Annotated in this window: 11 protein-coding genes; 6 read left to right on the top strand and 5 right to left on the bottom strand. The window is 53.6% G+C overall.

Annotation, left to right across the window (positions count from 1 at the left end; all coding sequences use genetic code 11):
• Positions 1 to 7 precede the first annotated feature (7 nt).
• On the top strand, positions 8 to 2,608 hold the full coding sequence (locus tag Q31b_RS02975) for a LamG-like jellyroll fold domain-containing protein (protein WP_146598145.1): 2,601 nt from the start codon (positions 8 to 10) through the stop codon (positions 2,606 to 2,608).
• 162 nt (positions 2,609 to 2,770) lie between these two features.
• Positions 2,771 to 2,926 (top strand): hypothetical protein, encoded by a 156-nt coding sequence (locus Q31b_RS27815; RefSeq protein WP_197170807.1) that lies wholly within the window; start codon positions 2,771 to 2,773, stop codon positions 2,924 to 2,926.
• Between the two features lie 205 nt (positions 2,927 to 3,131).
• On the opposite strand, the gene Q31b_RS02980 is transcribed toward Q31b_RS27815, so the two are convergent.
• Positions 3,132 to 5,300 (bottom strand): WD40 repeat domain-containing protein, encoded by a 2,169-nt coding sequence (locus tag Q31b_RS02980; RefSeq protein WP_146598146.1) that lies wholly within the window; start codon positions 5,298 to 5,300, stop codon positions 3,132 to 3,134.
• Between the two features lie 538 nt (positions 5,301 to 5,838).
• On the opposite strand from Q31b_RS02980, the gene Q31b_RS02985 reads away from it, so the two are divergent.
• Both Q31b_RS02985 and Q31b_RS02990 read left to right on the top strand, forming a co-directional pair.
• The gene (locus Q31b_RS02985; protein WP_146598147.1) at positions 5,839 to 7,374 is read left to right on the top strand and encodes a sialate O-acetylesterase; all 1,536 of its coding nucleotides are present in this window, start codon (positions 5,839 to 5,841) and stop codon (positions 7,372 to 7,374) included.
• Between the two features lie 376 nt (positions 7,375 to 7,750).
• Entirely contained in the window at positions 7,751 to 9,238 is a 1,488-nt protein-coding gene (locus Q31b_RS02990) for a sulfatase-like hydrolase/transferase (RefSeq protein ID WP_146598148.1), read from the top strand.
• 88 nt (positions 9,239 to 9,326) lie between these two features.
• Here Q31b_RS02990 and Q31b_RS27820 read toward each other — a convergent pair whose 3' ends face one another.
• The 4 genes from Q31b_RS27820 to Q31b_RS03000 form a co-directional block, all read right to left on the bottom strand.
• Positions 9,327 to 9,503 carry a hypothetical protein gene (locus Q31b_RS27820; RefSeq protein ID WP_197170809.1) on the bottom strand — a complete coding sequence of 59 codons (177 nt, stop codon included), beginning with the start codon at positions 9,501 to 9,503 and terminating at the stop codon, positions 9,327 to 9,329.
• A 103-nt stretch (positions 9,504 to 9,606) separates the two neighbouring features.
• Complete coding sequence (locus Q31b_RS02995) at positions 9,607 to 10,824, bottom strand: DUF1559 domain-containing protein (protein WP_146598149.1); 1,218 nt, start codon at positions 10,822 to 10,824, stop codon at positions 9,607 to 9,609.
• A 797-nt stretch (positions 10,825 to 11,621) separates the two neighbouring features.
• Positions 11,622 to 11,780, bottom strand: coding sequence for a hypothetical protein (locus Q31b_RS27825; RefSeq protein ID WP_197170811.1), 159 nt, complete (start codon positions 11,778 to 11,780; stop codon positions 11,622 to 11,624).
• A 183-nt stretch (positions 11,781 to 11,963) separates the two neighbouring features.
• On the bottom strand, positions 11,964 to 12,263 hold the full coding sequence (locus Q31b_RS03000; RefSeq protein ID WP_146598150.1) for a hypothetical protein: 300 nt from the start codon (positions 12,261 to 12,263) through the stop codon (positions 11,964 to 11,966).
• Positions 12,264 to 12,626: 363 nt separating this feature from the next.
• Between Q31b_RS03000 and Q31b_RS03005 the strand changes: the two genes are divergently transcribed.
• Positions 12,627 to 15,287 carry a secretin N-terminal domain-containing protein gene (locus Q31b_RS03005; RefSeq protein WP_146598151.1) on the top strand — a complete coding sequence of 887 codons (2,661 nt, stop codon included), beginning with the start codon at positions 12,627 to 12,629 and terminating at the stop codon, positions 15,285 to 15,287.
• Positions 15,288 to 15,309: 22 nt separating this feature from the next.
• Complete coding sequence (locus Q31b_RS03010; RefSeq protein ID WP_197170813.1) at positions 15,310 to 15,945, top strand: family 16 glycoside hydrolase; 636 nt, start codon at positions 15,310 to 15,312, stop codon at positions 15,943 to 15,945.
• Positions 15,946 to 16,058 lie beyond the last annotated feature (113 nt).

The following is a 16,058-nucleotide window of genomic DNA, read 5'->3' on the forward strand; positions in this document are numbered from 1 at the left end:
AGCATCCATGGATACTCAACGACTCGAACAACTACTTGATCTTTATTTCGATGAGGGGCTAAGTCCTGAAACCAAGGCAGAGTTAGAGGAATTGCTACTCGGTTTTCCTCAAGCCCGGGCTCTGTTTTGGGAGCGTGCGAGTTTGAACGCGGTGCTTCGGCAACAGGGGCAAGAGGCTTGGGGTCAGCGGGACGGCGAGAAAGAATTGGTTGCCGACAGGGTGCGTTTCTCCAATCCAACGCCGACCTCATGGCTGAATCGACAATGGCTGACTCGTCAGAAATGGATGAGTTCGGTCATCGCCGCCTCGCTGCTGGTGGCTGTTGTCGGGCTTTGGCGATATGCCTTCACCGAAGTCGATGCTCCGGATAGTTTCGTAGCTCAACAAACTGGGAACGAAGGAGCGATAGCGGACACTTGGGTCGCCATCCTGCGAAAAGCTGTCGCCGTCGATTGGTCCGATTCTGCGGAAGCACCAGTCGTGGGCGAACCGATGGCCTCGCGACGCATTCAGTTTGAGAGCGGATTGGTCGAGATTCAGACCAATCGAGGTGCGTTGATTGCCGTCGAAGGGCCTGCGGATATTGAGATCGTTAGCGATATGGAAATGATCTGTCGAAACGGAAAAATGAGAGTGGATGTTCCCCCGCCAGCTCATGGTTTTTTAGTACGGACCTCAAACGTCAATGTCGTCGATCGCGGAACATCCTTTGCAATGAATGTCGGCGAGGACCGTGACGCCCAAGTCCATGTGATCGATGGATTGGTTGAGCTTGTGTCGCCGACCAACGCGGTTCCCATGCGTGAATTGCGAAAGGGCGAATCGATCGGCGTTGCGATGGAAGGAACGTATCAAGACATCTCGCCAACCGAAGAGATGTTCCCATCACATGAAAAGGTTCTCTCCAAAATCGAGGCTGCGGGAATCCGGCAGTTAAGGTCTTGGACACGAAGGCGTAATAAGATTATTCGCGATCCAAGTTGTGTGGTGTACTTTGACTTCGAGGGCTCTCAACAAAATGATACCGTGCTGCCGAATCTAGCAGAAAAGTCGGGGGCGGCCACGGATGTCGCTTTGGATGGAACGATTGTTGGTTGCGCTTGGACGGAGGGCCGATGGTCTGGAAAACAGGCGTTGGAGTTTAAGAACGTTTTTGATCGAGTGCTGTTTTCTGTCCCAGGTAGCCATCGATCACTTACCTGTATTGCCTCGGTCCGTTTGGATGCGATGGACAGCCCATTGAGTGCGTTGTTGATGTCTGGTGATGACAACTTAGGAATCCAGTGGCAGATTGCCCGTGACGAACAGGATCCGACGCTTGGCCGATTGCGCTTAGCTCATCGCGATAGCTCACACGCGAACTCCATGGTGGACTTTAGGACCCGCCCGATCTTTCGGCCGCAAAACCTCGGCACCTGGATTCAACTTGCCTTCGTCTGGGATGGAGAGAACCAAACCTTCAGCCAATTCCGGGATGGCAAACTTGTCTCGGTCGAACGTTTGAAGTCGCATGAGGTGTTGTTGAAAGACGGGCAATTGGAACTCGGGAACTGGACGTCCAATGGCCAGCGAGCTCAGTCCTTGGTGCGTAATTTTAACGGTCGCATGGACGAGTTCATGATGTTCGACCGCGCGCTTCGCCCCGACGCCATTCAGTCATACCAGAATATGGAGGACGTATTGTGGAGCAACGACGCGGGTGACAATGCTTGGAATAATTCGGAGAATTGGACCGAGCGAATTGAGCCATTGCGCGGAGACTCGGTCCGGATCAACTTGGAGGGAGCCGACAGGGCTGTCTTTAGCGAAGGCGATTCCCGGATACTACGGTCGATCTACGTAGGATCGAGTGTTGGTGAAATTGGCGAACTGGAGATCACAGGCGGATCATTGAAAGCCGTCGTCAATCCAGATCGTCATACGCGTGCTGGAGTGAAAGGCGGCGAAGGGTTGATTACCCAAAGTGGTGGGTATGTCAAACTGAATGCTCTGCAAATTGGGCTGGATCCGGGATCGTGTGGGGTCTATCGACTTCTCGATGGCAATCTCTCGCTTACCCGTAGGGTGAACGCCCTACGGGGCAATGAACCAATCGGTAGCTTGGACATCGGGCCCAAGCGGGGAATCGGGACTTTCATCATTCGCGGTGGAGCGTTGAAAACTCGTTCGGGAGTGTCGTTGGGACGCGAAGGGGGGGTCGGAACGTTCTCCGTAGAAGGTGCGGCAGCAGAGTTTATTCACATTGGCAGCCAGGCGGATTTAGATGGATTTTGGAGACAGCATTCACGTAGCACATTGAAAGTCATGATCGACGATCAAGGGGTCACCCCTCTTTCGATTCTGCGTGCTAGGGATGATGGCGAGAACGATGGAATCGGTGGCGATGTGACTTTCGAAGCGGACGCTTTATTGCATGTGGGTTTCGTCGGTGCCGCTCAAACGGGTTCGTGGGATATCATGAATTGGCATGGGACGTTAACGGATTTAGGATTGAGATTCGCAGATGAGGTCGATCAAGCTGTGTGGCGTTTTGAGTTTGTCGATACCGACGCTTCGGGCGGTCCCGATACCTTGCGTGTCAGCGCTAGCGACCCAAACGTGCCGTAATCTTGCTATCCCCCTACCAAGGACGGTCTCCGTTTTTCGGGGGCCTGGATCTCGTCAATGATCCTCCCAGTTCGCGGTCTTTACAGCATGGACGATGGAATTTGATAGGGCGGTTAACGCGACGAAGGATAACAAGGGACAAAGGATAACAAGGGACAGACCTTGCTCTACCATTTAAAGAGCGATCCCTACGAGCAAAACGATCTCGCGAAAGAGATGCCAGAGCTGTTTCAATCGCTCTCGAAAAGACTCGAAGCGATCGAAGCGATCGAAGCGAGTTGCCAAGAAAGTCGTGATGGAGCGGACTACGTCTATTAGCGTTGGTGGGTGCGTCGCGATCTTCAACAAGATCCACGACCTCAAATCAACGATATACCACTCGTCTTTCCCGTTTTCATTCTTGCGGATGATCTCGGTTACGAAGGCGCGAAGTGGGATACGCCCGGTCGTTCGAGGAACCGTTTTTAAAGCAACAGAAAACGGTCGGGATTTCGGACTGGTTTGCACCTGAGTTGTGACGCCCTTAGTTAGGTAGATCGTCGAGCGGTTTGGGGACGAGACCTTTGCTGCCATAATGAGAGACACCGAATCCGCCTTGGTAGCGAGGGTCGTATATCTTCGCGGGAACCTTCACGGTCTCGAAGAATTCCGGCACGGGTTTTTCGTACTGTGCTCGTATCGATGCAACGGTTTGCCCCTCTTTCAGTCGAAGAGAGCTCGGCAAAGCCCCCACCGATGCGGCACCAAATAGCCGTTGTTCGCCACGTTCCACGCGTAGCGTCGACCGATAGGATTGCCGCGTCAACCGTTCTGCATTGGCAAGTTGCTCGCGAGTCGGTCCGAAAATGGACATGCCACCGAAGCCCATCGGTGAGTTGCTTTTAATGTAGATCATCTCTTCGGGCGCGTCTCGACTCATGATTCCACGCAGGACGATCGGTGCCCCAGGAAGGTATTGCCATTGGTTTTCTTCAATCAATTCCGTTAGATTTTGGCGGACTCGATCGTTGTATTGTCCACACTCGACCTTCATATCGACCCCGACGTCCGGCTTGAGAACAAAGAGTTCTTCACGGTTCATCCCAGCGACTGTCTCGCGAACGATGGGCCCAGGCAATTCAACGGCACCGATCACCAGCCCGCCCGGGTTGGTGCGATCGTAACGGTTGCCAATTTGAACACCGTAACAAAGGCGGCTATCAGCGATGGCGACCGTGTTCGGTTCATCGCGATCTCGGACGACCTCCCCTTGCGGACGATAGCTCCACACCGGCAATTCCTGATCCAGGCTAAACAAGGTGCTTCCACCAACGAGCAGGTGCCCGTCGTCGACCCAGGCCAAGCGGGAACTTGACATCAGCAGATCGGCACGGACGCGGCGGGGTGGCTGCGAGGTACCCAATGTCCAGACGGCCATCTCGTTGGCACTTAGGATGGCCAGCCGCTCACCATCGGCATCAAACGCGACACTCGAGGCCGAACCGCCTTCGACAGGAAGGCTTGCCAAAACCTCGCCGCTAGTCGGTTTGACCAAACGAACGGAGCGGCCTTCGGGAATCGCTAGGATTCGGTGTCCTGGCGACAACACAGGCTCGGGACTGGTCCGAGAGTCCTGGCCGAATTTGTAGAGTGTTTGCTTGGCGACAAAATCGTAGGCGGCATATTCGCCCTTCCCAAGTCGGTGCAGCACCGTTCGACCGTCGATGAACTCTCCCCAACGATTCACCGGATTATGAGATGGATGCTCGCCGCTGGCCCACCGCACCACGGCCTCGGCTTCCTTCAACTTCGGACTTGACTTCCAAACCGTTAGTGTCGCCACGTCGTCATCGGCCTCGCCCAAACTAAGGACTTGTTGCGAGCGAGCATGGACGGCGATGGTCCTTTCTTGCGGTGCAAGGAGGTGCTGGCAGGCGATTTTGCCGTCGTCCAATGTCGCCCAAATCAGGCGTGTTGGGACATCCGATTTGGAAGAGTAGCGTTTGGGAAGGGTCGCACCGAGAATCCAGCCGCGGGAGGAGCCGATCGGAAAGACCCCGCCTAGCGTTTCGTCGGAGTAGGCTCGCGCAAAGGAGGCTCCGCCCATCGGCACCGCTACGGGAATCGATGGCGGGTCAGGCGGCAGTTCGGCGAGCGAGGAGGTGGCCCCCAAACTCGATCCGGCCAATTGTTGCGTCGGCGCGAATGGCTCAATCGGTGGCAATCGGGCTACGCGAACCGGTGCCGCGCGGATCAGAAGTCGAATGCGTTGCTGCTCGGTCGCACCCAGCCGATCGATCGGTAACGTAATCATGCGTCCATCGTCACGCCGGATCAACGTGACGTGATTCGTTTTCTCGTCAATCGATTCTACCGCCGCCACGATGGTGTGCTCGCCGGTCGAGTCCTTCCAGACATACACCGGACTGATTACCAGCGGTTGCCATGGATAGCGAACTTTCTCGATGTCGAACTCTCGCTCGTTCTGCCGCCCTGACGACGTGTATTCGACCAGGGCCGTCGCTTCTTCCTTGTCGGCACGGATCACGACGCCGGGACACCACTTTCCCCCGTAGTTCACCTCGACCTCTTCACCGCTCGCAGGGAACAATTTAACGGGGACACCCGGAAGGTACTGTGCAAAGAGAAACTCACCGCAGAAGCCAATGACCACAAAAAGCGACATAGCCGCAATCGTCGGAAAAGTTTTCAATACGGAACCCCTCGGACTCGCTTGGCTGACTAGACAATTCCCCATCAATCTTTTTTATCAGTGAGAACCCCGCGACGCAAGTCACGGAAGCAGACCGCGCAGGGCAAATCAATACCTTTTTGTCGTATCACGTCATTTGAATAGAGCGACGATAGATTAGAATATGCATCCCCACTTTAGAGGTCGTGTGGCTTTTGAGTGTAACTTGGTAAACGACTTAACAACCTCTCCCGAGTGAAACTTGGGGGACGTCGAACGCGGCCTAAAGCCGCCGTTCGGGAGGGGGCCTACACGATGTGCTTCGCGCAAGCGCTGTACGGGCCCCCTCCCTCGCGAACGCCTTAAAGGCGTCGCTCGACCTCCCCCGGGCTGCGCCGGGAGAGGTACAAAAAGTGTCAGTGTTTGTAAAACAAGTACTTTAAAGACGCACAACCGCTTTAGAGCACGTGGCCAAACGTTGACAACGCCGATGCATTCTCGAAAGAATGTTCCGCACGCTGGCCGAACCTTCACTTACCCCTAACGGAGCAACACAACGATGACTCGGATTTTGGCAATATTGACGATGGTCGTTTGTTTGGCGGGCCCTGCGAATGCTGGGCTGCAAGTCTCGTCGCTGTTCACCGACCATATGGTACTGCAGCGCGAGATGCCTGTTCCCGTCTGGGGCAGCGGCAATCCAGACGCGACGATCCAAGTTGAATTCGCTGATCAATCCAAAACAGTCCAGGTCGATCCCGATGGCAAATGGCAAGTCCGTTTGGATCCATTGGCCGCGAACCTCGAACCGGGTGAGATGACGATTTCATCCTCCGCGAATGACGAATCGATCGTGATAGGCGACGTCTTGGTCGGCGAAGTCTGGATTTGCTCTGGACAATCCAACATGCAGATGGGTTACCAGAACATTCAAGGGATTGCGGACCTCGTGCCCCAGACAAAGAACATTCGCACCTTTGAAGTCAAACGATCGGTGGCGTTCAGACCGCAGGAATCGTGTGAGGGGCAGTGGGCGGTAAGTCAACCCAGTAGCGCGGTCGCGTTTGCGTTCGCTCATTTTTTGCAGCAAGCCGCTGAGATGCCCGTGGGGATCATCCTTACCTGCTGGGGCAGCTCTTCGATCGAGGCTTGGATGCCCCGTGACATGACCGAGACCCTTCCCCACTTCCGAACGATGATGCAGGAATTCGATGCGGACACGGCACGGACGAGCAAAATCCAAGAAATCCTAGATGGGCCAAGACCTTGGAGCAGAGCCGATGATATCTATCTACGTCGTCAATCCAACATTTTGTACAACGCGATGATGCATCCACTTGCACCCTATGCCTGTCGTGGCCTGGTCTGGTATCAGGGTGAACGAAACACGCAGTCGATGGCTGGAATGCTCCGAGAACCTTGGTTTTCAAGGACTTCGGGTATGTTGATGTATGGCGAAGTGCTACAGCAATGGATCGAGCGGTATCGCAAACAGTGGAACCGCGACGATATGCACTTCCTTGTCGTCATGCTGCCGGGATATGGGGCAACCCTAAACAGAGATTCCGATCGCGATCCCAATAGTCCCACCGCACACTCTTGGGCGTGGATGCGTGAGTCGCAATTGATGGCACTCAAGCTTCCCCACACCAGCGTGGCGAATACCATTGACCTTGGTCATCTCAAGAAGATTCACCCCACCGATAAATTGCCGGTTGGTAGACGGTTAGCCCTCTTGGCCCAGCGTGATACTTTGGGACAATCGGTCGAAGCCCAAGGGCCAACCATCAAGAACGTCCAACCAAACGGTGATGCGTTGATCGTTCATTTTGACCATGCGGATGGGCTCAAAACAACCGATGGCAAATCGCCACAGGGGTTTTGGATTGCAGAGGAATCGGGAGAATGGTGTGAAGCAGATGCTTCGATTGAAGACGAAACAGTGGTCCTGCGATCGACGCAGTTGAGCAAACCTCTCTATGTGCGTTATGCCTTTTCGGCAAAGCCTGATGTCAATCTCGTCAATGATGCCGATTTACCCGCCTATCCTTTCCGAACCGACGATTTTCCGCCCACCAAGCCGGCGCAGCACTAGTGCTTCAACCAGATTATAATTTGGGGTAGGCTTCCTGCCTGCCAATTGGTGCTTGCCGCACATCGCAGGCTGGAAGCCTACGCCATGAATAGAAAATCGCAGGCTGGAAGCCTATGCCACCCATAATCGCAGGCTGGAAGCCTACGCCACGCATGATCGCAGGCTGGAAGCCTACGCCACGCATGATCGCAGGCTGGAAGCCTACGCCACGCTTAATGTGGATGAAGCGCGAGTTGTCTGTCACAAATGAAAATGAGGGTTGGCGGTAGTGGATCTTGTTAAAGATCCCCATGTGGAAGCATCTTTATCAAGATCCACTACCATTGGATGGTATGTTGATAAATCACTAGAACGACCTTTTTGAGATGACTAAAAAATGAAAACTACTTTCTCGTTGATCACCTTACTGTTTTTGTTTTGCCCATGCGTCGGGGTGAAGGCAGCCGATCAATCCAAACCAAACATCTTGTTTATCTTGACGGATGACCAATCCCCGATGGACTTCGGGTTTTACAATTCCGATGCTTCCATGCAAACGCCGGTCATTGACCAACTTGCGAAACAAGGGATGGTCTTCGACGCGGCCTATCACATGGGCTCCTTCTCGGGCGCGGTTTGCACGCCATCGAGACACATGATCATGACCGGACGCACGGTCTGGCATCTGCCGATTGCCCCGAATGCAAAGTCGCAGTGTCCTCCAGACATCGTACAAAACACATTGGCAGCGGTTTTCAATCGAGCGGGCTATTCCACGATGCGGACCTGTAAGAAAGGCAATAGCTACGACGCTGCGAATAAGCAATTCACGGTTCGTCATGATGCCGTCAAGCGAGGCGGAACCGACGAATCGGGGAGCGCATGGCACGCCGAACAAGTGCTCAACTATTTGAACGATCGAGAGACAACCAAGGACAACAAACCATTCCTGATCTATTACGGATTTTCACATCCACACGATACCCGCGATGGCACACCCGAGTTGCTGGCCAAATATGGTGCGGTCAATCACAAGGATAAGACGACGCTGCCACCGGAAAACCCAAAGCAGCCTCCGCTTCCACCGAATTACCTTCCCGAACATCCGTTTTCGCACGGACATCCAAAGTTGCGTGATGAGACCCGCGTGAGCGGCGTTTGGACTCGGCGTGACCCGCGAACCATCCGCAACGAAATTGGTCGTTACAATGCTTGCAGCGAGAATATCGATATTCAAATCGGACGAGTGCTTGAAAAACTCGATGCGATGGGAGAACTCGAGAATACCTACATCATCTACACCTCCGATCACGGCATGGCCGTCGGTCGACACGGATTGCAGGGAAAACAAAATTTGTACGAACACACTTGGCGGGTTCCATTGGTTATCAAAGGCCCCGGCATCAAGCCTGGGACGCGAGCAACCGGCAATGTGTACCTACTCGATACCCTAGCGACCCTCTGCGACCTGGCGGGTATCCCAACTCCCGATTCGAATGAAGGCATCAGTTGGAAGCCAGTGGTGGAAGGAAAGAAAACGGTCGTTCGCGATTGTCTGTATGGAGTCTATAACGGCGGCACGAAACCGGGCATGCGCAGCGTCAAGAAAGGTGATTGGAAGCTAATCGAGTATGACGTGCTCGATGGCAAAGTCCGCGAAAAACAGCTCTTCAATCTTGCCGAAAATCCACACGAATTTTTGCCCCAGCATCACGATCCCGCGACAATCGCGTTAACGGGAGTGACGCCGCAGCCGAATCAAACCAATCTCGCATCCGACCCTCACTACGCCGAAAAGCTGGCCGAGATGGAAGCCTTGCTGCTCTCCGAAATGCAACGATTGGACGATCCCTATCGACTTTGGCATCAACCTGCGGATGATTGAGTGATTGATCGCCACAGCGCAAGAAAAAACGGCCCAAGAAATCAATGTTCTTGGGCCGGATAGGCGTCAGGCTAATGTTAGTGGTGGATCATTCGTTCATGTCGCTGGCGGTTTCCGCCTTCTGCCGATCCATGATTTCCTGAAGGTCGGCTCTCGTTGAGCCTTCAGTGACGTTTGTTGGTTCGTCGCTGCCTCCGCAGCCGGGCAAGGCAGAAAACGCAGAAAACGCAACCACCGCGAACATCATGATTGTGAATTTTTTCATTCGAACTCAATAGCAAAAATAGAGTGTGGGGGAATATGTAAAATCGTAAAGGGGATTCAAGAAGCCGCAGGGCACCGAAGTGCCCTGCGAAAAGTAACAGGTGTTAGAACGTCTCGTCGATGACCTCTTTACTGGCGTTCGTTCCCAGTGATCCCCAGAGCCCGTACGGGCTTCTCGACCCAGGCGCCCGCACGCCGGTGCCGTCCTTCCATACATTGCCGATCGACGAATCACCCGCCTCGATCGAGTCGGTGATGAACTTGACCGCCCCGTCACCCATCAACACATGGCAACCACCTTGGTGCTGACTGGACATCGTAGCGATCAATACAATATCGTTGAAGTTATTACGGCCACATACTTCCTGGTTTGGAGGCAAAATCGTGAACGTAGCACTGAAGACGGTGGAGGCGTCCGCCCAACGGTAACCACGGGAGCGATCTTCTCGGGATACATCCCTGCCCCAAAACCGAGGACGAGCTGGATCGATGTCGCCGCGACAATAAATCGGGTTGTCTCGATACGGTTCTGCACCGTTAGTACCTCCCTTGTCTGGCACACTACTGCGAACGTCGGTGTCCCCTAAATAGGTGATCATCTCGCCCATCGCGATGGTGTTCGAAAGACCGTCGATGCAGTCGCGGAAGCCCAGTCGGTTGTTGAACATCTTGAAGAAACCTCGCTGGGCCGCTTGGTTTTGCAGTGCTCCATTGGCGGCCGTATCCCATTCGCTCTCGCTCTTCACTGAAGAAGCCCAAACTGAATCGCCGAGGCAAGCCCCGTAATTAGTCCGTCCTGCCGCAGGAAGCCCGCTGCCTGGGTCACTTGGGCAGCGAAGTGCCGGGATATCGGTTACCCATGGTCCGTAAAAATAGTTTCCCCCAGTAGGGCCCATGGCTGGCCAAGCTGGCGACCTCACGGTCCCGTCCGAGTCAAACCCGTTCGGATTGCTGACCTGCTCCCAAATCGCCTGCTGCTCCATGAACGGCATGATTCCAACCAACATGCTCAGCCTGGAATTATTGCTGTATTCATCATCATGATAACGGCTCTCCATATTGACCGGGTTCGTTGGGTCATAACCGCTACCGCCGGTTGAGATTGTGCCACCACCATGGGTCGGCAACAGGTTGAAAGCAGAATGATAATTGTGGATCGCAAGCCCAATCTGCTTGAAATTGTTGCTGCAACTCATGCGACGAGCAGCCTCGCGAGCGGCCTGAACTGCTGGTAGCAGAAGGCCCACTAAAACGCCAATGATGGCAATTACTACTAGAAGCTCCACCAATGTGAAGCCTCGCTGAACTCTCGGAACTCTCATTACATCACCTAAATTTTTGAAGAAACGAAATAGTAAACGCTTATACGAACAAAACGAAGATGCGCAGGGGGAAGCTCTCATCTCTCTGCGCTCAAGAAAATTTTCCTGCTCCGCTTAAACTGCTGGGGGGATTGGGGGGGGGAACGGTGGTTCAGCGGCCATCCGCTTTACCAATACGCGAAATCCGTATCAGTACGAGTCCTGCAACCATACCGAATCAAGAGATTTTGCAATCAAGACAAATGCGAAGCGAGTGAAATATAGTATGACGACATCGGTTAAGCCGATTCGTTCGCAAAGGCTATCATCTCCCCACTATAGTAGCTTTTGCGTGCGATAGCCAGCGTGATAGTCATTCTTTTTGCGGTGTTGCGAAATGCTATTGCGTTTGAAAGACGGCCTGAATCGCATACGCTCCATTGAGGCATCTATCGAGGCTCGAGGAATGTCGAATCGATTGCTGACGCTGTTGAACGACGTATTGGATCACCGAGAATTGAATTTTTGATTGCGATTTGCAATTCACCCCAGGCAATCAGTGTCACTCCGTTGACTCATTAGACTGGACTGCTGGCAGAAGGCCGCTTCCACTACGGACACGCGGCAGACCGACATCGCGATGGGGAGGGAAGATCGTTTGAAATGCAGTGTAACGACCGTGAGCCATGGCCCATTGAAGTCCGCGACCATTTTCCGAGCCCGCGAGACTATCGACCGTGCCCGACGCCAGTGAGAAATCGTAGAATAGAGGCCGAGTTGGGTCGATAACGCTTTGCACCTGACATGGCCGACACTGATCATGTGTGCACCACTGCGGCGAGACGCGGGACCGGCGGAATCACCGGCTGCTTGCGAGCGAACGTAACCCCGGCGATCAATACCCCGGCGATCAATACCCTGGCGATCAAAAAAACTGCCATCGGACCGCAGCAAAGAATCGCCAAGGGTTGCGGCATAGCTTGCGGTATCGTTCGTACGTCTTTGGCAAGTGATTGGGACGAGCCATGGCAACCCAACCGTCGGGTTGCCGGTGCCAGCAAAAGGTGACATGGAATGTTGGGGGCCGAGTTCATCTCGAGCCTCCTCGATTCCGGGTCGCGAAACTCGCAGCCAATCGCTGTGTGCTTAGACGCGGGTGCTTAGACGCGGGGTGCATCGCTCATCAGACTGCCCAGCGGTACGCCGCCGAATGGACGCGTTGTGGGCGTAGATTGCTCCTTGACCGCACTCGGTTGTTGGAAATATTCACTCAGCATTTGATCGAGATCGAGACACGCAATGTAGCAACGCCGACTCTCTTCGTCGGCTTCGATCAGTTCTTCAAGCTGCTGCATTCCGGGCTCAGAGATTTGCCCATCCAATAGATCCCAAGTCAGCTGTTCGGCAAGACTGGATTCTATGTTGTCGTCGATTTCGGGCTCGAGTCGATTTTTTAGCATCTTCTTTCAATCCAAGTGGAAGTTTCGTGTTGGTGAGCATTTGACATCGCACAGCCAACTCGCAAAAAATGCGCCCAAAGCCGATCGAAAAAGGCAAAGGGAGACTTCCGTCCCACAATTCGACCCGGGTGCGAATCCATCCGTTTTTATCGTCTGTTACCCACGATGGACTAAAGAAAATGACGTCGAAACATTGCATGGGGTTGCACGAAAAGTTGGCAACCCGTCCCGAAATTTGTTGATTGCCCGTCTAAATTTGGGGCGAATCGCCTGCATTCTTAAGGTTTTCTTAAGCTTCCGGTTCTACACTGCACCGAATCCGAATAGCAAAATATTACATTTAAGAAGAGAGCACACCGTTTTATGTCCACTCTAACTTCAATGGATCATTCTCCGATGCGCGTTGTTTGTGTTGTGAGCCTGCTCTGGATGTGCGGATTTGGGGGGCCACCCGCGTTTGGGCAGGGTTCGTCAACCGGTGAAGCGAATTTGGGCCAGCCAGCGGATCAAGCAACGATGGGAACGGATGGTAAACGTTTGCAATTCCAGTTTAGTGGCGCGGCGTGGTTGGAGGTGCTTCAGTGGTTTGCCGATGAAGCGGACTTGAATTTGGATTGGCGTGAGCTACCCGAAGGAAGTTTGAACCTGACGACTCAGCAGTCCTACAATGTTTCGGACGCTTTGGGCGTGATCAATCGCCATCTCGCTTCTCGCGGTTTCACGTTACTTCGCAGTAGCGATGTCCTGTTCTTGGTCAAATTGGACTCTCCGCTCAACCCCAGTATGGTGCCTCGGGTGTCGCCGGATGAATTGGACCAGCGATCGAGTTACGAACTCGTCAAAAGTTCGTTCTCACTCGATTGGATGCTTGCCGAAACGGCGGTGGAAGAGTTCAAGCCAATCCTCAGTCCCTACGGCATCATCTCATCCTTCTCGGCAACCAATCGAATCGAGGTGATCGACTTTGTTGAAAATCTGCTCGAGATCCGTGAGATACTAGGCCGAGAGGAGTCCAATCAGAGCCAAGCTCGGTTGGTCGCCGAGTTTCGACTCGAGCATGCTAACGCCATCGAAGTGGTCGATGATCTGCGCGAGCTGATGGGTTTAACGATCCCCCTTCCCAGGTCGGCGTCGATTATGATGCAGATACGAAATTCTCAGCGTGGTAGAGATCGCGATCGCGATCGCGATGACGACGACCGAAGCGGCCAACCGCAAACCGATCCCGCAGCCAGTTCGGTAGTCTATTTGGTTGCCAACGAACGGCAAAACAGTATTGTTGCGAATGGGCCACCCGATAAGATTGCTTTGGTACGCCAGGCCGTTTCGGCACTTGATGTTCCATCGAGCGATGTTGGGATGATGCTATCCGATGAAACGGTGATGAAGGTTTACCCGCTCAACGGTGTCGACCCCGACGCGTTGGAGGACATCTTTGAAGACCTACGCAACATTGGCAAGCTACATCAAGACAGTGTCTTTTCGGAGGATGACGACACGCAGATCCTGTTTGCGTATGCGTCGATCAAAGATCACATGACCATCCGGTCGGTGATGGATCAGCTTGCCAAGGCATCACGTACCTTTCATGTGATCCCGCTAAATCGATTGAATGCGGACGCCGTCGTCGCTGCCATCACGGAGTTGATGAATGGAGAATCAGGCGGGCAAGATCGATCCCGACGCGACCGCAACCGGCAACAGGGTGGCGATTGGGGCGGGTTTCGTGTGGAAGCCGACACGGTCAATAGCCGACTGTTGCTGTTTGCAACCGGATCGGAACTGAATCAGGTCAAGGAGTTGCTTTTGAATATTGGTGAGCGCGAGCAGGTCGGCAATATTCGAGTGATCGATGCTGGTACGCCTCAGTCGATTGCCAACGCGGTCAAGCAGCTACGACAGATTTGGCCTGACGAGAGTCCCAATCGGTTGGACATTGACATTGATCCTGCCGCGGAACCTACCAGAGAGAGTTCCAGGGCGATAAAGAAATTGCCGGTGCCACAAGCGATCGAGCTTGACCCCGCAGACGAAGCGCTGCGGCGAAATTGGAAGCTTGATGAGGCCAATAACCTAGGTGATTCCAGCGAGATTCAATGGGTTCATCAGTTGCCCCCTTCCAGTTCGGGTGAACGGTCCGGCATTTCTCTGAGTCGGGAACAAACGCCGATGGGCCCCGAGGTTACGATTCGTCGCGGAGCGGATGGGCAAATCATCCTGCGTTCGGACGATGCCGACGCGCTTGGTGAAGCGGAGCAATTGCTTCGAGCGCTGTTGCCACCGAAGCAACGCTATCGCGTTATCCACATGAAGCATCAAATCCCTGTAGCGATCGAGGCCAAATTAATGCAGGCGTTGGATCAGGGGGTTGTTCCTACGAGCGGGCCGGTATCGTTCATCTCGGATGCCGTCACCGATTCGTTGTTAGTCGTCGGGGCCAATGAGAAAGAATTTGACCAATTGAGTGAACTTGCCGACTTTTTCGACCAGCCCAACGAGGCAAATCCTGAATCGGTTCGTCGTCCGCAAATGTTCAAGCTAAACTATATTCAGGCGGATCAGGCAGCCACGATTTTAAAAGATTTGTATCGCGACTTGCTCAGTCCAGCCGATCCCGCTCTTAGCCAGAATCGCACCTCGCGAAATCGCGGTGACGGTTCCGATCGTGGGGCGGACCGCTCACTCACACAAGCACCTTACATGGGCACCGAGACCTCCAAGGCAACGTTCAAAGGATTGTTGTCCGTTAGTGTGCTGGCGGAGAGTAACACCGTCGCGGTTTCTGCTCCCGCGTTCATGATGGCCGAAATCGAGGAGACGATTCGCAGCTTGGATACGGATCAGGCGGAGACGGTTGTCGAGGTGATTTCAGTCGATGGCATCGATGCGGCAATGTTGTCGGAAGCTCTGGGCACGGCTATCGGCATCACCTCGGGGAGAACCGGGCAAAATGGCAACCGTTCAAGGACATCCTCGCGGACGAGCAATGATCCGCGTGCAAACCGTCAACGCGACCGAAACTAAGGGCGTCAAGGGTCCATCCACCATGTTCATTTCGATCTTTCTGATCCTATCGTCTTGTCTACTGCCGCCGTCGGTTGCATTGGAGGAAAGCTTCAGTGCCAGCGACGTTGGGAAACTACCGCCTGAATTCATTGCCATGCATACGGGCGATGGACCGCCGGGGAAGTGGTTGGTAACGAGTGATGGCGACAATCGCGTTTTGACCCAACGCGACGACTCGCAGTCAAAAGATCGGACTCACATTGCGATCGTGGACCACCAGAAACTGCGAAACGTTAAGCTTTCAGTGCGAATCAAGCTAGTCGGTGGAGAGAAAGAAAAAAGTGCCGGGATCGTTTGGCGATTTAAGGACAAGAAGAACTACTTGTTAGCTAGGATCGATGTCAAAGACAAGCGTGTTCGACTTTACCGCGTCATCAACGGCAATCGAATTCGGATTGGCGGTGACGACAAAACAGAGCTTCAGCATGATCGATGGTATACGCTTCGCATCGAACACATCGGTGACAACATCAAAGTCTATTTGGACGATAATATCGTGGCGATGCAAGAAGACCGACACTTTCGCGATTTCGGAGGCATCGGTTTATGGACAAAATCAGACTCTGTCGCGTTCTTTGATGATCTTCACCTCAAAGCGTTTGACGCAACGCATTAGAGACCGCACCTTGTAGTGGATCTTGTTAAAGATCCTATCGCAACTTGTAGTGGATCTTGTCAAAGATCCTATCGCACCCTGTAGTGGATCTTGTCAAAGATCCTTTGAAACTT

The organism is Novipirellula aureliae (assembly GCF_007860185.1).
Classification (GTDB): Bacteria; Planctomycetota; Planctomycetia; order Pirellulales; family Pirellulaceae; genus Novipirellula_A; species Novipirellula_A aureliae.

Coding starts and splice junctions, on each gene's coding strand:
- Q31b_RS02975 (WP_146598145.1), top strand. CDS start 8: ATGGATACTCAACGACTCGAACAACTACTTGATCTTTATTTCGATGAG.
- Q31b_RS02985 (WP_146598147.1), top strand. CDS start 5,839: ATGACTCGGATTTTGGCAATATTGACGATGGTCGTTTGTTTGGCGGGC.
- Q31b_RS02990 (WP_146598148.1), top strand. CDS start 7,751: ATGAAAACTACTTTCTCGTTGATCACCTTACTGTTTTTGTTTTGCCCA.
- Q31b_RS27820 (WP_197170809.1), bottom strand. CDS start 9,503: ATGAAAAAATTCACAATCATGATGTTCGCGGTGGTTGCGTTTTCTGCG.
- Q31b_RS02995 (WP_146598149.1), bottom strand. CDS start 10,824: ATGAGAGTTCCGAGAGTTCAGCGAGGCTTCACATTGGTGGAGCTTCTA.
- Q31b_RS27825 (WP_197170811.1), bottom strand. CDS start 11,780: ATGCCGCAACCCTTGGCGATTCTTTGCTGCGGTCCGATGGCAGTTTTT.
- Q31b_RS03000 (WP_146598150.1), bottom strand. CDS start 12,263: ATGCTAAAAAATCGACTCGAGCCCGAAATCGACGACAACATAGAATCC.
- Q31b_RS03005 (WP_146598151.1), top strand. CDS start 12,627: ATGTCCACTCTAACTTCAATGGATCATTCTCCGATGCGCGTTGTTTGT.
- Q31b_RS03010 (WP_197170813.1), top strand. CDS start 15,310: ATGTTCATTTCGATCTTTCTGATCCTATCGTCTTGTCTACTGCCGCCG.